This is a genomic window from Cereibacter changlensis JA139, assembly GCF_003034985.1.
In the GTDB taxonomy this organism is placed as follows: Bacteria; Pseudomonadota; Alphaproteobacteria; order Rhodobacterales; family Rhodobacteraceae; genus Cereibacter; species Cereibacter changlensis.
In genome coordinates this window covers 1-18,037 of sequence record NZ_PZKG01000085.1, presented here as the reverse complement: position 1 = coordinate 18,037, position 18,037 = coordinate 1, and the positions used below count along the sequence as shown (strand labels likewise).

Sequence of the window (18,037 nt, the reverse complement as noted above, 5' to 3'; positions counted from 1 at the left end):
ATGATGCACGCCGACGCGGAAATGCCATTCCTTCATCCAGCGCCGCGCCGTGTCGAGCTTGCGCTCGTAATCCGGCAGATCGCCGAGCTGCTGGCGCAGTTCCGCCGTCAGCGCCGCCGTGCCGGGCCAGGGGGCGAAGAAGCTGCCGCCGATCACCGCGTCGAGCACGCCCGCGTTGCGCGCGAGATAGCGCGCCAGCATCGGCGAGGTGGCGGCGATGTCGACGATCAGATCGACCAGCGAGGGGTTGGCGTCGAAGAGCGCGAAGATCTGCACCCCGGCCGGAAGCCCGGCGAGGAAGCCGTCGAAGGCCACCAGCGCCTCGTCGGGATTGCCGGCGCGGCGCAGGCTTTTCAGGATCATCGGGCGCAGCCGGGTGAAGATCGACACCGCGCGGTCGGAGCGCAGCGCGGGGTAATGGCTCCAGCCATCGACGATCTGGCGGGCGCTCTCCGACAGCTCGGGCCCGTCCTCGGCCTCGCCGGGCGCGAAGAAGCCCTCGGTCAGCTCCTCCACCCGCAGGAGCCGGGCGCGCAGCCCCGCGCGGAAGCTCTCGGGCGGCTCGCCCATGAAGTGGGCGATGCGGTCCACGCCCTCGGGCGTCACCGGCAGGTCATGGGTCTGGGCGTCGTTCACCATCTGCAGCCGGTGCTCGACCTCGCGGTGGGCGCGGTACTGGGCGATGAGATCCTCGGCCACCTCGCCCGGCAGCCAGCCCGCGGCGGAGAGTGCGCGCAGCCCGCCGACGGTCGTGCGGTCGCGCAAGCTGGGGTCGCGGCCCCCGGCGATCAGCTGGCGGGTCTGGGTGAAGAACTCGATCTCGCGGATGCCGCCGACGCCGAGCTTCATGTTGTGGCCTTCGAGCACGACCGGGCCGTGCAGTCGGCGGTGGTCGCGGATGCGCAGGCGCATGTCATGCGCGTCCTGAATGGCGGCGAAATCGAGGTGCTTGCGCCAGACGAAGGGGGTGAGGGTCTTGAGAAACTTCTCCCCCGCCGCGAGGTCGCCGGCGCAGGGCCGGGCCTTGATGTAGGCGGCGCGCTCCCATGTGCGGCCGACGCTTTCGTAATAGCTCTCCGCCGCCGCCATCGACAGGCAGACCGGCGTCACCGCCGCGTCGGGGCGCAGCCGCAGGTCGGTGCGGAAGACATAGCCCTCGCCGGTGAGGTCCGACAGCAGCGCCGTCATCTTGCGGGTGACGCGGATCAGCGCGGCGCGGGCTTCCTGCTCGGCGCCCGGGTAGCGGGTCTCGTCGAACAGGATCACGAGATCGATGTCGGAGGAGTAGTTCAGCTCGCCCGCGCCCATCTTGCCCATGGCGAGCGCCACCATGCCGCCCGCGGTCTCGGCATCTTCGGGCGTGGCGCCGGGCAGCTTGCCGCGGCGGATCTCGTCGGCCACCAGCCGCTTGAGGCTGAGGTCGGTCGCGCGGTCGGCGAGCGCGGTGAGCGCGCCGGTCACCGTCTCCAGAGGCCAGACGCCGCCGAGATCGGCGAGCGCGGTCAAGAGCGCCACGCGGCGCTTGGCGATGCGCAGCCCGGCGCCGAGATCGGCCAGGGGCAGGTCGCCCAGCGGGGTCAGCACGTCGGAGAGCGCGGTTTCCGGGGCGAGCGACAGGGCCGGGCGCAGCCAGCCCGCCTCGCGCAGCATGAGCCCGCGCAGGAAGGGGCTGCAGCCGGCGGTGGCGGAGAGAAGCCCGGCAAGCTCCGGTCCCAGATCGGAAAACTGCGCGGCGATCTCGGCGGCGGGGGCCGGATCGTGCGGGAGCGGCGAGCGGGTCAGGCGGCTGGCGAAGGGCGCGGTCATCGCCGCACCATGGCGGGGGCCGGCGCCGCGGTCAATGCGCGGCGGGGGGTGCGGCGGCCTGTCCCGGCGAAGGCCCCCGCCCTCCGGATCGGAAAAATGTAAAGATCTTAAACATGACCTCTTGCGAGCGGCCCGGCCCTCCCCATATTGCGTAATGTGAAAGAGCTTCACATCCAACCAACACGGGAGACCGCTGCTATGATACCTGCCTCTGCCTCCGTCCGCACCGGCGGCATCACCTCCTGGCCCGCCCGCGCCGAAGCCTGGCTCGACGACCGCGGCAAGCCCGCCTGGATCGCCGCCATGGTGCTGGGGTTCATCTTCGTCTGGCCGGTCGGCCTGGCCATCCTCGCCTACATGATCTGGAGCAAACGCATGTTCAGCCGTTCCTGCAAGATGAAACGCTCGATGGGCCGCTCCGCCGCCTGGAACTCCAGCGGCAACTCGGCCTTCGACGCCTACAAGTCGGAAACGCTGCGCCGTCTGGAAGAAGAGCAGATGGCCTTCGAGAGCTTCCTGCAGCGCCTGCGCGAAGCCAAGGACAAGTCGGAGTTCGACGCCTTCATGGAAGACCGCGCCCGCAACAAGCCGGCCGCGCCGGAAAGCCAGCGCGAAGACGCCTGACGCCACATGCCTCCGGCGGGTCGAAAGCCCGCCGGAGGGCCCCAAGCCTTGCAGGCGCACCCTTGGGTCGCCATTTCTTCGGGGCGGCCACCGGGTCGCCCCCCTTGCACGGAGCCCCAGATGACCCAGTTTCCGCCGAACGGCTCGCCGAATTCATGGACCACCGACCGTGTCGATCCGCTGCCCGATCCCGTGACCCATGCCGAGTTCTACGACGGCGTGCCGTTCCGGCGCGGGCTGGCATGGATCTTCGACATGGTGCTGATCGCACTGATCACGGCGATCATCGTGCCCTTCACCGCCTTCACGGCGCTGTTCTTCCTGCCGTTCCTGTTTCTCTGCGTCGGCTTCTGCTACCGCACCGTCAGCCTGACCCGCTCTTCCGCGACGCCGGGCATGCGGCTGATGGCGGTCGAGCTGCGCAACCGCGACGGTCGCCCGCTGGAGTTCGGCGAGGCCTTCCTGCACACGCTGGGCTACACGATCTCGATCGGCATGGTGGTGCCCCAGGTGATCTCGGTCGCGCTGATGATGGTGACGGCGCGCGGCCAAGGCCTGACCGATTACGTGCTGGGCACCGTCGCGCTGAACCGGGCCTCGCGCTACTGATATCGGCGGCGGTCCCCGCGACCGCCGCTTCCTCCAAATCTGTGACTTGGCGCGGCGCCGCGGGCTTGCTAACGTGGCCGCCAGTTCAGGCAAGAGCGGGTCATGCGCCACACCCTTCCCATCGCGCCACAGTTCTACGTGACGGCCCCGCAGTCCTGCCCGTATCTCGACGGGCGGCTGGAGCGGAAGCTGTTCACCGCGCTGCAGGGCGACCAGGCGCAGAAGCTGAACGACACCCTGTCGAAGCAGGGCTTTCGCCGCTCGCAGAACGTGCTCTACCGCCCCTCCTGCGCCGAATGCTCGGCCTGTCTCTCGGCGCGGATCCGCGTGGCGGATTTCGAGCCGACGCGGACCCAGCGCCGGGTGATGCGGCGCAACGCGGACCTCAGGCGCAACGCCACCAGCCCCTGGGCGACCGAGGACCAATACGCGCTGTTCCGGCGCTATCTCGACGACCGGCATGCCGATGGCGGCATGGCCGACATGGATGTCTTCGAATTCGCCGCGATGATCGAGGAGACGCCGATCCGCAGCCGGGTCATCGAATACAGCCGCCCCGGCGAGACCGAGCGGCAGCGACCGCTGACCGCCGTCTGCCTGACCGACATCTTCGATGACGGGCTGAGCATGGTCTATTCCTTCTACGACCCCGATCTGGCGGTGCGCAGCCTCGGCTCCTATGTGATCCTCGACCATATCGAGATCGCGCGCGAGGCGGGGCTGCCCTACGTCTACCTCGGCTACTGGGTGCCGGGCAGCCGCAAGATGGGCTACAAGGCCGGTTATTCCGCGCTGGAGATCTACAAGGGCGGGCGCTGGCAGGACATCGGCGCGCCCTCCGACCACCGGGCGGAGCTGCATCCCTTGAGCGTCGATCCGATCGCCGAACAGGTCGCCCGGATCAACCTGCCCGAGGCGCGGCCCGCCGATCCGAAGCTGCTGCGCGACTGACGGGCCACGCCCGGCCGGAAGATGTGACGACATGTCGCGTATTCTCGCCCTGCGCCCTTGCAATCGCCGATCCGAAACCCACCTCGCTGCGAAGCAACGGGAGCACGGCGTGGTTTATTTTCTCTTTATCCTCGGCCTTATGGGCCTCTTCTTCGGCGGCGAGTTTCTGGTCCGCGGGGCCAGCAGCGTGGCGCGGGCCTATCGGATCAGCCCGATGGTGATCGGCCTGACCATCGTCGGCTTCGGCACCTCCTCGCCCGAGCTCCTGGTCTCGCTGAACGCGGCCTTCCAGGGCGCGCCGGCCATCGCCATCGGCAACGTGCTCGGATCGAACCTCGCCAACATCGTGCTGATCCTCGGCCTGACCGCGCTGGTCTCGCCGGTGGTGATGTCGCTGCGGCAGAGCTGGCGCGACTTCGCGGTGATGCTGGGGGCGACGGCGCTGCTCTGGGTGATGCTGCTGAACGGCAGCCTGAGCCGGCTCGAGGGCGCGATCCTCTTCGCCGGGCTGATCGGCTTTCTGGCGATGTCCTTCCTTTCCGGCCGGGTCGAGCCCGAGGCGGATGCGGCGCCGGTGGCGCCGGTGTGGAAATCGGCGCTGATGACGCTGGGCGGGCTGGTGGTGCTGATGGTGGGCGCGCGGCTGCTGGTCGACAGCTCGACCCAGATCGCGCGGACCTTCGGCATCTCCGAGGCAGTGATCGGCCTGACCGTGGTCGCCGTCGGCACCTCCCTGCCGGAGCTTGCCACCTCGCTGATCGCGGCCTGGCGCAAGCATTCCGAGATCGCGGTGGGCAACATCATCGGCTCCAACATCTTCAACCTGCTGGGCATCCTGGGCCTGACGGTGCTGGTCGTGCCGATCACTGAGGTCGAGGCGCGCTTCGTCGCGGTCGACATGCCCTGGGTGATGGGCGTCTCGGTGCTGCTGGTGGCGCTGGCCGCGGCGCTGTCGGGCGTGCCCCGCTGGGCCGGGGCGGTGCTGCTGCTGATCTATGGCGGCTATCTGTCGCTCATGGCCTGAGCAGGTGGGTTGAGGCGGGGGAAGAGGCGGGCTGGGGCCCGCCTCTTTCGTCTCACACCAGACCTTCGGCCTGCATCGCCTGCTGCACCGCCGGGCGCGACCGGACGCGGTCGGCGAAGGCGCGGATCTTCGGGAAATCCGTCAGATCGACGCCGATCATGCCGGACCAGTTCACCACCACGAAGGCATAGGCGTCGGCCACGGTGAAGGCGCTCCCGGTCAGGAAGTCGCGGCCATCGGCCAGAAGGCCCTCGATCCAGCCGAGCTTCTTCGCCACCACGCCGCGCGCGGCGTTGCGGCGCTCGTCGTCGAAGGCCGGGTTGAACAGCGGCGAATAGGCCGTGTGCAGTTCGGAAGCGACGAAGTTCAGCGCCTCCTGCATCCGCGCCCGGGCCATGGTGCCGGCGGGCGGCGACAACGTGGTGTCGCCGGCCTTGTCGGCCACGAATTGCAGGATCGCCGGACCTTCGGTCAGGATGCCCTCGGCGGTCTCCAGCGCCGGGACCGAACCCTTGGGGTTCACCGTCAGGTAGTCGGTTCCGGTCTCGGTCTGCTTGGTGCCGAGATCCACCTTCTCGATCTCGAAGGTGCTGCCGGTCTGGTGCAGGACGATATGCGACGCCATCGAGCAGACGCCGGGGGAGTAATAGAGTTTCATGGACATTCCTTGGATCAAGGGGGGGGCGCGAATACAGGCGCCGCGCGGGCAACTTTCCCTCAGACCGGGCCTTGCGTCCAGCGCCGAGCCGAGTCGCTGGCCCTGCATCCGCTCACACCGGCTGTTCGTTTTCGTGAAGTTGCCACGATCAGCCGATGCACGAAAGAAATGTGCGACAAAGTGAGCCGCTGCGACACTTTCTGCATGATTTCGCCATTGACGCCCCCTGAGGCGCATCCTAGTGTCGCCCCCGACCGCAACGGAAAGGGCCAGTGATGGCTGATGTCGTAATTCTTGTAGGACAGACGCGCATGGGCCGGTAACGGTTGACCATCAGGTTCCCATGCGCCCCCGATTGAAACCCGGGGGCTTTTTGTTGCGCGACAGGCTGCCGGCGGGGCGGCAACGGATGGAGAGAACGATGAACGATGTGATGAGCGGCGCGCGGATGGTGGTTCAGGCCCTGAAGGATCAGGGCGTGGACACCGTATTCGGCTATCCGGGCGGCGCCGTGCTGCCGATCTATGACGAGATCTTCCAGCAGAACGACATCCGCCACATCCTCGTGCGGCACGAACAGGGCGCGGTGCACATGGCCGAGGGCTATGCCCGCTCCACCGGCAAGCCGGGCGTGGTGATCGTGACCTCCGGTCCGGGGGCGACCAACGCGGTCACCGGCCTCGTCGATGCGCTGATGGATTCGATCCCGCTGGTCGTGCTCTCGGGTCAGGTGCCGACCTTCATGATCGGCACCGACGGCTTCCAGGAGGCCGATACCGTCGGCATCACCCGGCCCTGCACCAAGCACAACTGGCTGGTGAAGGACACGGCAAAGCTGTCGGAGGTGATCCATCAGGCCTTCCACGTCGCCATGAGCGGCCGGCCCGGGCCGGTGCTGGTCGACATCCCGAAGGACGTGCAATTCGCCACCGCGACCTACACCGGGCCGCAGAAGGCGCGGGTCTCGCATTACCAGCCGAAGGTGAAGGGCGACATCGAGCAGATCACCAAGCTGGTCGAGATGATCGAGACCGCCGAGCGCCCGGTGTTCTACACCGGCGGCGGGGTGATCAACTCGGGCCCCGCGGCGAGCCAGCTGCTGCGCGAGCTGGTGGATGCCACGGGATTCCCGATCACCTCGACGCTGATGGGTCTGGGTGCCTACCCCGCTTCGGGCAAGGGCTGGCTCGGGATGCTCGGGATGCACGGGCTCTACGAGGCCAATCTGGCGATGCATGGCTGCGACCTGATGATCAACGTCGGCGCGCGCTTCGACGACCGGATCACCGGGCGGGTGAAGGATTTCTCGCCCGGCTCGAAGAAGGTGCATATCGACATCGACGCCTCCTCGCTGAACAAGGTGATCCGGGTCGATGTGCCGATCCTCGGCGACGTGGGTCACGTGCTGGAGGATGCGCTGCGGCTGTGGAAGGCGCGCGGGCGCAAGGTGAACAAGGAGGCGCTGGCCGTCTGGTGGAAGCAGATCGCGGAGTGGAAGGCGGTCGGCTGCCTCGACTTCAAGAACTCCACCAAGCTGATCAAGCCGCAACATGCGCTGCAGCGGCTGGAAGCGCTGACCAAGGGGATGGACCGCTACATCAGCACCGAGGTCGGCCAGCACCAGATGTGGGCGGCGCAATACCTCGGCTTCGAGGGGCCGAACCGCTGGATGACCTCGGGCGGGCTCGGAACCATGGGCTACGGCCTGCCCGCCTCGATCGGGGTGCAGGTGGCGCATCCGGAGGCGCTGGTGATCAACGTGGCGGGCGACGCCTCCTTCCTGATGAACATGCAGGAGATGGGCACCGCCATCCAGTTCCGCCTGCCAGTGAAGCAGTTCATCCTGAACAACGAGCGGCTGGGCATGGTGCGGCAGTGGCAGGAGCTCTTGCATGGCGAGCGCTATTCGCAGAGCTGGTCGGAGAGCCTGCCCGATTTCGTGAAGCTGGCCGAGGCTTTCGGCGCCAAGGGCCTGCGCTGCGACGACCCCGCCGATCTCGACGACGCGATCATGGAGATGATCCGCTACGACGGGCCGGTGATCTTCGACTGTCTGGTCGAGAAGCACGAGAACTGCTTCCCGATGATCCCCTCGGGGCGGCCGCATAACGAGATGCTGCTGGGCGATGCGGATACGCAGGGGGCGATCGGGGCAAAAGGGGCCGTGCTGGTCTGAAGTGCCGAAGGCCGGGGGGCTGTCTGCCCCCCGGACCCCCCGAGGATATTTAGAGACAGAAAATGAAGGAGAGGGCCGATGTCGCCGCTCAACATCAAGCAGGGTTCGACCAGCCATTCGGCCTATGACCTGCGCGATCCCCATGCCGAGGTGATCGAGACCCATACGCTGGCGGTGCTGGTGGACAACGAGAGCGGGGTTCTGGCCCGGGTCATCGGGCTGTTCTCGGGCCGGGGCTACAACATCGAGAGCCTGACGGTGGCCGAGGTGGATCATGCCGGCCACCTGAGCCGGATCACCGTGGTCACCACCGGCACGCCGCAGGTGATCGAGCAGATCAAGGCGCAGCTCGGCCGGATGGTGCCGGTGCATGAGGTGCATGACCTGACGGTGGACGGGCCGGCGGTGCAGCGCGAGCTGGCGCTGTTCAAGGTGGCGGGCAAGGGCGAGGCGCGGATCGAGGCGCTGCGGCTGGCCGAGATCTTCCGCGCCAATGTGGTGGATTCGACGCTGGAGAGCTTCGTCTTCGAGATCACCGGAACGCCGGAGAAGATCGACGCGCTGGCCGACCTGATGCGCCCCCTGGGCCTACGCGAGATGGCGCGGACCGGGGTGGCGGCGCTGGCCCGCGGGCTGTGAGCCTCAGCGCCCGGTGAAAGTCGCCGGGCGTTTTTCGAGAAAGGCCGCGACGCCTTCGCGGAAGTCGTCGGACGCGCCGCATTGGCCCTGCAGCCGGGCCTCGAGCGCGAGCTGGGCGTCGAGATCGTTCGACTGGCTCGCCCGCAGCGCCTGTTTCACCGCGCGATAGGCGGCGGTCGGGCCCTTGGCCAGATGCGCGGCGCGGGCCTGCCAGTGGGCGGCGAAATCGGCGTCGGGCACCGCTTCCCAGATCATGCCCCAGTCGGCGGCCTGCCGCGCCGGGATCTTTTCGGCGAAGAGCGCCGCGCCCATCGCCCGCGCGGCGCCTATCTGGCGCGGCAGCCAGTAGGTGCCGCCCGCGTCGGGGATCAGGCCGATGCGGGTGAAGGCCTGGATGAAGCTGGCGCTCTCGGCGGCGATCACCACGTCGCAGGCGAGCGCGAGATTGGCCCCTGCCCCCGCCGCAGCACCGTTCACCGCGGCGATGGTCGGCAGCGGGCAGTCGGAGAGCGCGCGCAGGAGCGGCTCGTATTCGTCGCGCAGCACGCGCTCGAAATCCGGGACGCCGAGGGCCGCGGCATCGGCCAGATCCTGCCCCGAGCAGAAGGCGCGCCCGGCCCCGGTGAGCACAAGGACGCGGGCGGTTTCCGGGAGGCGGGTGATCGCCTGCAGCAGCTCCGCGCGCAGGCGGGAGGAGAGCGCGTTCATCACCTCGGGCCGGTTGAGGGTGAGCGTGACGATGCCGTCGGTCTCGGTCTGAAGAATGGTCTGATACATGCGTCCCCCTGTTTGCCCGCCAGCATAGCCGCCGGACGTCCTCGGGGAAGCGCGACGGTGCGTCAGTCGTTCAGGATCTCGTTCAGCCGGGCCTGTTCCTCGGGGGTGAGCTTCGCCGTGCCGGCATCCGAGGCCGAGCGGCGGCGGCGCAGGTAGACGGCGGCGAGGCCAAGCCCGCCCAGAAGCATCGCCGGGCCGGCGATCCAGAGGATCAGGTTGGCGCCGCCGCTGGTCGGGTTCAGGAGCACGTATTCGCCGTAGCGCGCGACGATGAAATCCAGCGCCTCCTGATCGGTGTCTCCGGCCACCAGACGTTCGCGCACCAGAAGCCGCAGGTCGCGGGCGAGCTCGGCGTTGCTGTCGTCGATGTTCTCGTTGCGGCAGACGAGGCAGCGCAGGCCCTGCGACAGGTCGCGGGCGCGGGCTTCCAGCGCCGGGTCGGAGAGGATCTCGTCGGGCTGGACGGCAAAGACCGGCGTCCCGAAGATCGGGGTGGCGAGGCAGAGGGCGAGGAGGAGGGCGCGCAGTCTCATTCCGCGGGCACCGCGCTGACCTTGTGCCGGGCCCCGGCGGCGACGCGGTAGCGCCGGTCGCTGAGGCTGAGCGCGCCGCCGAGCGCCATCAGGATCGCCCCGCCCCAGATCCAGTTGGCGAAGGGCTTGATATAGCTGCGCACCGCCCAGCCGCCGTTCGCCTGCGGGTCGCCGATCACCAGATAGAGGTCGCGGGTGATGCCGTAGTCGATCCCGGCTTCGGTGGTGGGCATGGCGGCGACCGGGTAGATCCGCTTCTCGGGGTGCAGCGTGGCGATCAGCCGGTCGCCGTCGCGGACCTCCATCGCGGCCATGGTGGTCATGTAGTTCGGACCCTGCATCTCGCGCACATCGGCGAGGGTCACGCTGTACTTGCCCAGCGGGAAGCTCTCGCTCTCCTGCACCACGCGGATATCCTCGACCTGCCAGGCGTTGATCGCGGCCACGGCGAAGACCGTGACGCCGAGCCCGGCATGCGAGACCGCCTTGCCCCAGTCGGCCCGCGGCAGCCGGCCGATGCGGCCGATGCGGGCGCCGATGCCGCCGCGCCCGGTGCGCAGCCAGAGCTCGGAGAACGCGCCGAACACCACCCAGGCGCCGAGCGCCGCCCCCACCGGGCCGAGCGCCGAGCGCCCGGTCTGCAGCGCGAAGATCAGCGCGCCGAGCGCGACCGAGAGCGCCAGCGCGCCCCAGAGCGAGGCCATGCCCTTGCCGAGCTGCGCCCGCTTCCAGGGCAGCACCGCGCCCAGCGGCATGGCCATGGCGATCACCACCATGAAGGGGGTGAAGGCCGCGTTGAAGAACGGCGCCCCGACCGAGAGCTTGCGGCCCCAGACGAGCTCGGCCACCAGCGGCCAGATCGTGCCGATGAAGACGACGAAACAGGCCACGGCCAGCAGCAGGTTGTTCAGCACCAGCGCGGATTCGCGGCTGACCATCGAGAAGACGCCCTTGGCCTCCATCGCGCTGGCGCGGGCGGCGAAGAGGGTCAGCGCACCGCCCATGAAGATGCCGAGGATCAGGAGGATGAAGACGCCGCGCTCGGGGTCATTGGCGAAGGCATGCACCGAGGTGATGACGCCGGAGCGGACGATGAAGGTGCCGATCAGCGAGAAGCCGAAGGCGAGGATGGCGAGCAGGATGGTCCAGCTCTTCAGCGCCTCGCGCTTTTCCACCACGATGGCCGAGTGCAGCAGCGCCGCCGAGATCAGCCAGGGCATGAAGGAGGCGTTCTCCACCGGGTCCCAGAACCAGAAGCCGCCCCAGCCGAGTTCGTAATAGGCCCACCAGCTTCCCAGCGCGATGCCGATGGTCAGGAAGATCCAGGCGGCCAGCGTCCAGGGCCGCACCCAGCGGCCCCAGGCGGCGTCGACCCGGCCCTCGATCAGCGCGGCCACGGCGAAGGAGAAGGCCATCGAGAGGCCGACATAGCCGAGGTAGAGGAAGGGCGGGTGGAAGGCGAGGCCCGGGTCCTGCAGCAGCGGGTTCAGGTCTTCGCCGTCGAAAGGCGGCTCGGCCAGACGCAGGAAGGGGTTGGAGGTGAAGAGCAGGAAGGCGAGGAAGGCCACGCCGATCATCCCCTGCACCGCCAGCACCCGCGCCCTGAGCGTCGGCGGCAGGTTCTGCCCGAAGGCCGCGGCACAGGCGCCGAACAGGGCGAGGATCAGCACCCAGAGGAGCAGCGAGCCCTCGTGGTTGCCCCAGACGCCGCTGATCTTGTAGATCAAGGGCTTCAGCGTATGCGAATTCAGCACCACAAGCCGCACCGAGAAGTCGGAGGTGACGAAGGCATAGGTCAGCGCCGCGAAGGAAAAGCCGATCAGCAGGAGCTGGGTCAGCGCCGCGGGTTCGGCCACCGCCATCCAGCCCTGCCAGCGCTTGTGCGCTCCGACCAGCGGGACCGTCGACTGCACCAGCGCCACGGCCAGCGCCAGGATCAGCGCAAAATGTCCAAGCTCGACGATCATCGGCAGTCCTCCGGTTTGGCGCGACCTTACCGCCGAAGCGGCGCGGGTGAAATGGGGCTTTCCGCCCATCCCGCGATTTTGAGAATGCGATGCCGGGTGCGGACGTCGCCGATCCGTGCTGTAAGGGTCCGGCTGCAACAGGAGTGACCGATGAAGAAGACCTGCATCCTGATCGGCGCGCCGATCGATTCCGGCCAGCGCCGTCCCGGCTGCCTGATGGGGCCCGCCGCCTACCGCGTCGCCGGCCTGCCGCAGGTGCTGGCCGATCTCGGCCATGCCGTGCAGGACCGGGGCGACCTGACGCATGGCGCGCTGGAGGAGGTTCGCCCGGCCAATCCGGCGGTGCATTCGCTGCCGCAGACGCTGGGCTGGACCCGGGCGCTGCACGCGGCGACCAAGGCGGCGCTCGACGAGGGCTTCCCGATCATCCTCGGCGGCGACCATTCGCTGGCGCTCGGCTCGGTCTCCGGGGCCGCGGCCCATGCCGAGGCGCAGGGGCGGCCGCTGTTCCTGCTCTGGCTCGACGCGCATTCCGATTTCCACACGCCGCTCTCCACCACCTCGGGCAACCTGCACGGCACGCCCGTGGCCTATATCGCCGGGCGCGAGGGCTTCGACGATTTCCCACCCTTCCCGGCGCCGTTGCCCGCCGAGCAGATCTGCCTCTTCGGCATCCGTTCGGTCGATCCCGAGGAACATGCGGCGCTGCTGCTGCATGACATCGCGATCAACGACATGCGGGTGCTGGACGAGTTCGGCATCTGCGCGCCGCTGCGCGGCTTCCTCGACAAGGTGCGGGCGGCGAACGGCATGCTGCATGTCTCGCTCGACGTCGATTTCATCGACCCGGCGCACGCCCCCGCCGTCGGCACCACCGTCCCGGGCGGGACGACGGTGCGCGAGGCGCATCTGGTGATGGAGCTCCTGCACGAGAGCGGGCTGATGACCTCGCTCGATCTGGTGGAGCTGAACCCGTTCCTCGACGAGCGCGGTCGCACGGCGCGGCTGATGGTCGATCTGGTGGCCTCGGCCATGGGGCGGAAGGTCTTCGACCGCCCGACGAGAAGCTTCGGCTGATCGGGTCCCGAGCTTCCGGCGGCTCAGTGCAGCCGGAACTCGCCCACCACGTTGCGCCATTCGCCCGGCGCGATCAGCTTCCTGTGGGTGAAGCGCACCGAATGCAGCGGGCCTTCCAGCTTTTCCTGCCAGAACTCGATGAAGCGGAACAGCGCGGGATAGTCGGGGGCCACGTCATACTCCTGCCAGAGATAGGTGTTGAGCACGTTGCGGTAGTCCGGCATCCGGTAGATGAACTCCGCCGTGGTCAGCCCGTACCCCTTCAGCATCAGCTCCGTCTCGCGCATCTCAGGCTCCTGTCGGTTTCTCGCAGGGGAAATGATGCGCCACTCCCGCGGAATTTCAACAGAAACAGCATGTTGGCACTCGCCGAGCGCGGCTGCCGACCAGCCCCGCCCCCGCCCCGGCCAGCCCGGCATTGCACCCCATATCCGCGATGGTCTATAGTCCCGCCAACCAGATATTGAGCCGTTGCAGAAAGAGCGCCCGACGTGACAGATCGTCCTGAAGACACTGACAACGATGAAGAAATGGGCAAAGCGCCCGCCCTCGGCCCGCAGGTCTCCATCGCGGAAGAGATGAAGACGGCCTACCTCGACTATGCGATGAGCGTCATCGTCAGCCGTGCGATCCCCGATCTGCGCGACGGGCTGAAGCCGGTGCACCGGCGCGTGCTCTTCGCGATGCACGAGACCAACAACACCCATGACAAGCCCTACCGCAAGTCGGCCCGTCCGGTCGGCGACACCATGGGGAAATACCACCCCCACGGCGACGCCTCGATCTACGACGCGCTGGTGCGGATGGCGCAGCCCTTCTCGATGAGCCTCAAGCTCTTGGACGGTCAGGGCAACTTCGGCTCGATGGACGGCGACAACGCGGCGGCCATGCGCTACACCGAAGTGCGGATGGACAAGCCCGCGGCCTTCCTGCTGGCCGATATCGACAAGGAAACCGTCGATTTCCAGGACAACTATGACGGCAAGGACCGCGAGCCGACCGTCCTGCCGGCGCGCTTCCCGAACATGCTGGTCAATGGCGCGGGCGGCATCGCCGTCGGCATGGCGACCAACATCCCGCCGCACAATCTGGGTGAGGTGATCGACGGCACGCTGGCGATGATCGAGGATCCCGACATCTCGATGGAAGCGCTGATGGAGATCATCCCGGCGCCGGACTTCCCGACCGGGGCCACCATCCTCGGCCGCTCCGGCGCGCGGAAGGCCTATCTCGAGGGGCGCGGCTCGGTCATCATCCGCGCCAAGACCCGGATCGAGGAGATCCGCAAGGACCGCTACGCGATCATCATCGACGAGGTGCCCTATCAGGTCAACAAGGCCCGGATGATCGAGATCATCGCCGAACAGGTGCGCGAGAAGAAGATCGAGGGCATCGCCCATGTGCAGGACGAATCCGACCGCGTCGGTGTCCGCGTGGTGATCGAGCTGCGCCGCGACGCGACGCCGGATGTGGTGCTGAACCAGCTCTACCGCTTCACGCCGATGCAGACGAGCTTCGGCTGCAACATGCTGGCCCTGAACGGCGGCCGGCCCGAGCAGCTGACGCTGCGCGATTTCCTGAGCTACTTCATCACCTTCCGCGAGGAGGTCGTGGCCCGGCGCACCGCCTACGAGCTGCGCAAGGCCCGCGAGCGCAGCCATATCCTCTGCGGTCTGGCAGTTGCCGTTTCCAACGTCGACGAGGTGGTGGCGACCATCCGTTCCTCCGCCGATCCGGCCGAGGCGCGCGAGAAGCTGATGACCCGGCGCTGGCCGGCCAAGGACATCGCGCCCTACATCATGCTGATCGACGATCCGAGCCACAAGCTGAACGAGGACGGCACCTACAACCTGTCCGAAGTGCAGGCCCGCGCCATTCTGGAGCTGCGGCTGCAGCGCCTGACCGCGATGGGCGTCAAGGAAGTGACGGACGAGCTGCAGGAGCTCGCCGCCAAGATCCGCGACTATCTCGATATCCTCGGCAGCCGCGAGCGGATCATGGCGATCATCTCGGACGAGCTGCGCGAGGTGAAGCAGCTCTTCGCCATCCCGCGCCGCACCGAGATCGTCGACTGGGCCGGCGACATGGACGACGAGGACCTGATCGAGCGCGAGGACATGGTGGTGACCATCACCTCCGGCGGCTGGATCAAGCGCACGCCGCTGGCCGAGTTCCGCAGCCAGAGGCGCGGCGGCAAGGGTCTGGCCTCGATGGCGACCAAGGAAGACGACGTGGTGACCACGCTCTTCGTCGCCAACACCCATACGCAGCTTCTGTTCTTCACCACCGACGGCATGGTCTATTCGCTGAAGTGCTGGCGCCTGCCGCTGGCCGGGCGCACGGCCAAGGGCAAGGCGATCGTCAACATCCTGCCGATCTCCACCGGCATCTCGATCGCCGCGCTGATGCCGGTGGACGAGCCCGAGGCGGAATGGGATGCGCTGCAGATCGTCTTCGCCACCTCGGACGGCGACGTGCGGCGCAACCGGCTGAGCGACTTCACCAACGTCAAGCGCAACGGCAAGATCGCGATGAAGCTGCCCGAGGGCGTCAGCCTGGTGAACGCGCGGATCTGCGACGAGCAGGATGACGTGATGCTGGTGACCGCGGGCGGGCGGGCGATCCGCTTCCCGACCACCGATCTGCGCGTCTTCTCCAGCCGCGATTCCACCGGGGTGCGCGGCGTGCGTCTGGCCGAGGGCGACCGCGTGGTGTCGATGTCGGTCATCCGCCACTTCGAGGCCGAACCGGCGGAACGCGCGGCCTATCTCAAGCAGCGCCGGCTGATGGCGGGCGTCACCGACGATGTTGCCGAGGCCGAGACCGACGAGGAGGACGACAGCGTCGAGGCGGGTCAGCTCTCGCCGACGCGCTATGCCGAGATGTCGGCGACCGAAGACCTGATCCTGACGATCACGGCGCGCGGTCAGGGCAAGATCTCGTCGAGCCATGACTATCCGGTGCGCGGGCGTGGCGGTCAGGGCGTGACCGCCTTCGAGAAGACCATGCGCGGCGGGCGGCTGGTGGCCTCCTTCCCGGTGGAGATGGGCGACCAGATCATGCTCGCCACCTCCACGGGCCAGTCGATCCGGGTGCCGGTGGACGGAATCTCGTTCCGCTCGCGCTCGGCGGGCGGGGTGAAGGTGTTCGACACCGGCTCCGGCGAGGAAGTCGTCTCGGTCGCGCGCATCGCCGATCAGGGCGACGAGGAAGCGTGAGCCCGCTCGCCGCGGCGCTGGAGGATCTGGCGGCGCGGCGGGAGACCCTGAGCTATGGCGCGCTGGCCCGGCAGCTGGCGATCCCCGGCCCGGGCAGCATCAATCGGCTGACCGAGGCGCTGGAGGCGATAATGGCCGAGGATGCGGCCGCCGGTCGTCCGCTGCGCGCCGCGCTCTGCGAGGGGCGGCTGGCGGGCGGTCTGCCCGCCCCGGGCTTCTTCGCTACTGCGCGGGCGCTCGGGCTCTATGACGGCGCCGATGCGGGGCCGGAAGCCGAAGCCTTCGTGAGCGCCCAGCGACGCGCCCTTTTCAACCCTTGAACCAGAGGCTACATCGACGCGATGGAACAGGTATTGCACATCGTCGGCGGCGGCATGGCCGGGTCGGAGGCCGCCTGGCAGGCGGCGAACATGGGCGTGCGCGTGGTGATCCACGAGATGCGCCCCAAGGTCGGCACCTTCGCGCATCGCAGCGGCCATTTCGCCGAGATGGTCTGCTCGAACAGCTTCCGCTCGGATGATGACGAGCGCAACGCCGTAGGCCTCCTGCACTGGGAGATGCGCGCGGCGGGCGGGCTGATCATGGCCATGGCCGAGGCGCATCGCCTGCCGGCCGGCGGCGCGCTGGCCGTGGACCGCGATCCCTTCGCCGCTGCGGTGACGGAAAAGCTGTTGGCGCATCCGCTGATTTCAACGTCCTTCGAGGAGGTTACCGAGCTTCCTTCCGAAGGCCACTGGATCATCGCCACCGGCCCGCTGACCTCGGGCACGCTGGCCGAGGCGGTCCGGGCCGAGACCGGGGCCGAGGCGTTGGCCTTCTTCGACGCCATCGCCCCCATCGTCTATGCCGAGAGCGTCGACATGTCGGTGGCCTGGATGCAGTCGCGCTATGACAAGGGCGAGACGGTCGAGGAACAGACCGCCTACATGAACTGCCCGATGGACAAGGCGCAATACGAGGCCTTCATCGACGCGCTGCTGGCCGCCGAGAAGACCGAGTTCCATGAGGGCGAGACCGCGGGCTATTTCGACGGCTGCCTGCCGATCGAGGTGATGGCGGAACGCGGGCGCGAGACGCTGCGCTTCGGGCCGATGAAGCCGGTGGGGCTGACCAACGCGCATCGCCCGGATGTGAAGGCCTATGCCGTGGTGCAGCTGCGTCGCGACAACAAGCTGGGCACGCTGTTCAACATGGTGGGCTTCCAGACCAAGATGAAATACGGCGCGCAAACCGCTGTTTTCAAGATGATCCCGGGGCTCGAGAACGCGAGCTTCGCAAGGCTCGGCGGCATTCACCGCAACACCTTCCTCAACTCGCCGACGCTGCTCGACGACCAGATGCGGCTGAAGTCGAAACCGCATATCCGCTTCGCCGGTCAGGTGACGGGGGTCGAGGGCTATGTGGAGAGCGCCGCGATGGGTCTGCTCGCCGGCCGGATGGCCGCGGCCGAGATCCTCGGGCGCGACCTGCCCCCGCCGCCGCCGGAGACCGCGAGCGGCGCGCTCATCACCCATATCACCGGCGGGGCCGAGGCGAAGACCTTCCAGCCGATGAACGTGAACTTCGGGCTCTTCCCGCCGATCGAGGCGAAGGGCGGCAGGCGCGGCCGCAAGGACCGCTACAAGGCCTATACCGACCGCGCGAAGGCTGCCTTCACCGCATGGCTTTCGTAACCCGCTTCGCCCCGTCGCCGACCGGGCCGCTGCATCTGGGGCATGCATTCTCGGCCCTGACCGCCTGGCAGCGGGCCGAGGCCGAGGGCGGCGTGGCGCTGCTCCGGATCGAGGACATCGACCAGAGCCGCAGCAAGCCGGAGTGGGAGGCGCAGATCTTCGAGGATCTGCACTGGCTGGGGCTCGACTGGCCCGAGCCGGTGATGCGGCAGTCGGAGCGGCTGCCGGTCTATCAGCGCGAGCTGCACTGGCTGTCGGAGATGGGGCTCACCTACCCCTGCCGCTGCACCCGGTCCGACATCCGC

17 protein-coding genes are annotated in these 18,037 nt (G+C 68.2%); 11 read left to right on the top strand and 6 right to left on the bottom strand.

Annotated features, from left to right (window positions below; genetic code table 11):
* The coding region (locus tag C5F48_RS15910) for a [protein-PII] uridylyltransferase family protein (RefSeq protein ID WP_502525978.1) at positions 1 to 1,806 on the bottom strand (1,806 nt) is incomplete at its 3' end.
* A 198-nt stretch (positions 1,807 to 2,004) separates the two neighbouring features.
* On the opposite strand from C5F48_RS15910, the gene C5F48_RS15905 reads away from it, so the two are divergent.
* From C5F48_RS15905 to C5F48_RS15890, 4 genes are all read left to right on the top strand, one after another.
* Entirely contained in the window at positions 2,005 to 2,430 is a 426-nt protein-coding gene (locus C5F48_RS15905) for a DUF2852 domain-containing protein (RefSeq protein ID WP_107664867.1), read from the top strand.
* Positions 2,431 to 2,550: 120 nt separating this feature from the next.
* A complete protein-coding gene (locus tag C5F48_RS15900; RefSeq protein WP_107664866.1) occupies positions 2,551 to 3,039 on the top strand; it encodes an RDD family protein in 489 nt (162 codons plus the stop codon).
* Between the two features lie 102 nt (positions 3,040 to 3,141).
* Positions 3,142 to 3,990 (top strand): arginyltransferase, encoded by an 849-nt coding sequence (locus C5F48_RS15895; protein ID WP_107664865.1) that lies wholly within the window; start codon positions 3,142 to 3,144, stop codon positions 3,988 to 3,990.
* A gap of 109 nt (positions 3,991 to 4,099) precedes the next feature.
* Positions 4,100 to 5,014 carry a calcium/sodium antiporter gene (locus C5F48_RS15890; protein WP_107664864.1) on the top strand — a complete coding sequence of 305 codons (915 nt, stop codon included), beginning with the start codon at positions 4,100 to 4,102 and terminating at the stop codon, positions 5,012 to 5,014.
* Between the two features lie 52 nt (positions 5,015 to 5,066).
* Here the strand turns inward: C5F48_RS15890 and gstA are convergent, their stop codons facing one another.
* Positions 5,067 to 5,672, bottom strand: a complete 606-nt coding sequence (gstA, locus tag C5F48_RS15885) for a glutathione transferase GstA (RefSeq protein WP_107664863.1) — start codon at positions 5,670 to 5,672, stop codon at positions 5,067 to 5,069.
* Positions 5,673 to 6,093: 421 nt separating this feature from the next.
* Between gstA and C5F48_RS15880 the strand changes: the two genes are divergently transcribed.
* The gene (locus C5F48_RS15880) at positions 6,094 to 7,848 is read left to right on the top strand and encodes an acetolactate synthase 3 large subunit (RefSeq protein ID WP_170139624.1); all 1,755 of its coding nucleotides are present in this window, start codon (positions 6,094 to 6,096) and stop codon (positions 7,846 to 7,848) included.
* Between the two features lie 78 nt (positions 7,849 to 7,926).
* The gene (ilvN, locus tag C5F48_RS15875; protein ID WP_107664861.1) at positions 7,927 to 8,487 is read left to right on the top strand and encodes an acetolactate synthase small subunit; all 561 of its coding nucleotides are present in this window, start codon (positions 7,927 to 7,929) and stop codon (positions 8,485 to 8,487) included.
* A 3-nt stretch (positions 8,488 to 8,490) separates the two neighbouring features.
* Here the strand turns inward: ilvN and C5F48_RS15870 are convergent, their stop codons facing one another.
* The 3 genes from C5F48_RS15870 to C5F48_RS15860 form a co-directional block, all read right to left on the bottom strand.
* Entirely contained in the window at positions 8,491 to 9,264 is a 774-nt protein-coding gene (locus tag C5F48_RS15870; protein ID WP_107664860.1) for an enoyl-CoA hydratase-related protein, read from the bottom strand.
* A 62-nt stretch (positions 9,265 to 9,326) separates the two neighbouring features.
* Positions 9,327 to 9,797 (bottom strand): cytochrome c-type biogenesis protein, encoded by a 471-nt coding sequence (locus C5F48_RS15865; RefSeq protein ID WP_107664859.1) that lies wholly within the window; start codon positions 9,795 to 9,797, stop codon positions 9,327 to 9,329.
* The gene (locus C5F48_RS15860) at positions 9,794 to 11,764 is read right to left on the bottom strand and encodes a heme lyase CcmF/NrfE family subunit (RefSeq protein ID WP_107664858.1); all 1,971 of its coding nucleotides are present in this window, start codon (positions 11,762 to 11,764) and stop codon (positions 9,794 to 9,796) included. Before C5F48_RS15860 ends, C5F48_RS15865 begins: the two co-directional genes overlap by 4 nt.
* A gap of 150 nt (positions 11,765 to 11,914) precedes the next feature.
* Here C5F48_RS15860 and rocF point away from each other — a divergent pair, with 150 nt between their 5' ends.
* Positions 11,915 to 12,841, top strand: coding sequence for an arginase (rocF, locus tag C5F48_RS15855; protein WP_107664857.1), 927 nt, complete (start codon positions 11,915 to 11,917; stop codon positions 12,839 to 12,841).
* A 23-nt stretch (positions 12,842 to 12,864) separates the two neighbouring features.
* Here the strand turns inward: rocF and C5F48_RS15850 are convergent, their stop codons facing one another.
* A complete protein-coding gene (locus C5F48_RS15850; protein WP_107664856.1) occupies positions 12,865 to 13,128 on the bottom strand; it encodes an usg protein in 264 nt (87 codons plus the stop codon).
* 204 nt (positions 13,129 to 13,332) lie between these two features.
* Between C5F48_RS15850 and gyrA the strand changes: the two genes are divergently transcribed.
* From gyrA to C5F48_RS15830, 4 genes are all read left to right on the top strand, one after another.
* Positions 13,333 to 16,059 carry a DNA gyrase subunit A gene (gyrA, locus tag C5F48_RS15845; protein ID WP_170139625.1) on the top strand — a complete coding sequence of 909 codons (2,727 nt, stop codon included), beginning with the start codon at positions 13,333 to 13,335 and terminating at the stop codon, positions 16,057 to 16,059.
* Positions 16,056 to 16,379, top strand: coding sequence for a hypothetical protein (locus tag C5F48_RS15840; RefSeq protein ID WP_107664854.1), 324 nt, complete (start codon positions 16,056 to 16,058; stop codon positions 16,377 to 16,379). The genes gyrA and C5F48_RS15840 overlap by 4 nt, the downstream gene beginning before the upstream one ends.
* A gap of 21 nt (positions 16,380 to 16,400) precedes the next feature.
* Positions 16,401 to 17,732, top strand: a complete 1,332-nt coding sequence (gene trmFO / locus C5F48_RS15835) for a methylenetetrahydrofolate--tRNA-(uracil(54)-C(5))-methyltransferase (FADH(2)-oxidizing) TrmFO (RefSeq protein WP_107664853.1) — start codon at positions 16,401 to 16,403, stop codon at positions 17,730 to 17,732.
* On the top strand, positions 17,720 to 18,037 hold a 318-nt coding region (locus C5F48_RS15830), incomplete at its 3' end, for a glutamate--tRNA ligase family protein (RefSeq protein ID WP_258186516.1). The genes trmFO and C5F48_RS15830, both read left to right, overlap by 13 nt.

Coding starts and splice junctions, on each gene's coding strand:
- C5F48_RS15905 (WP_107664867.1), top strand. CDS start 2,005: ATGATACCTGCCTCTGCCTCCGTCCGCACCGGCGGCATCACCTCCTGG.
- C5F48_RS15900 (WP_107664866.1), top strand. CDS start 2,551: ATGACCCAGTTTCCGCCGAACGGCTCGCCGAATTCATGGACCACCGAC.
- C5F48_RS15895 (WP_107664865.1), top strand. CDS start 3,142: ATGCGCCACACCCTTCCCATCGCGCCACAGTTCTACGTGACGGCCCCG.
- gstA (WP_107664863.1), bottom strand. CDS start 5,672: ATGAAACTCTATTACTCCCCCGGCGTCTGCTCGATGGCGTCGCATATC.
- C5F48_RS15880 (WP_170139624.1), top strand. CDS start 6,094: ATGAACGATGTGATGAGCGGCGCGCGGATGGTGGTTCAGGCCCTGAAG.
- ilvN (WP_107664861.1), top strand. CDS start 7,927: ATGTCGCCGCTCAACATCAAGCAGGGTTCGACCAGCCATTCGGCCTAT.
- C5F48_RS15870 (WP_107664860.1), bottom strand. CDS start 9,264: ATGTATCAGACCATTCTTCAGACCGAGACCGACGGCATCGTCACGCTC.
- C5F48_RS15865 (WP_107664859.1), bottom strand. CDS start 9,797: ATGAGACTGCGCGCCCTCCTCCTCGCCCTCTGCCTCGCCACCCCGATC.
- C5F48_RS15860 (WP_107664858.1), bottom strand. CDS start 11,764: ATGATCGTCGAGCTTGGACATTTTGCGCTGATCCTGGCGCTGGCCGTG.
- rocF (WP_107664857.1), top strand. CDS start 11,915: ATGAAGAAGACCTGCATCCTGATCGGCGCGCCGATCGATTCCGGCCAG.
- C5F48_RS15850 (WP_107664856.1), bottom strand. CDS start 13,128: ATGCGCGAGACGGAGCTGATGCTGAAGGGGTACGGGCTGACCACGGCG.
- trmFO (WP_107664853.1), top strand. CDS start 16,401: ATGGAACAGGTATTGCACATCGTCGGCGGCGGCATGGCCGGGTCGGAG.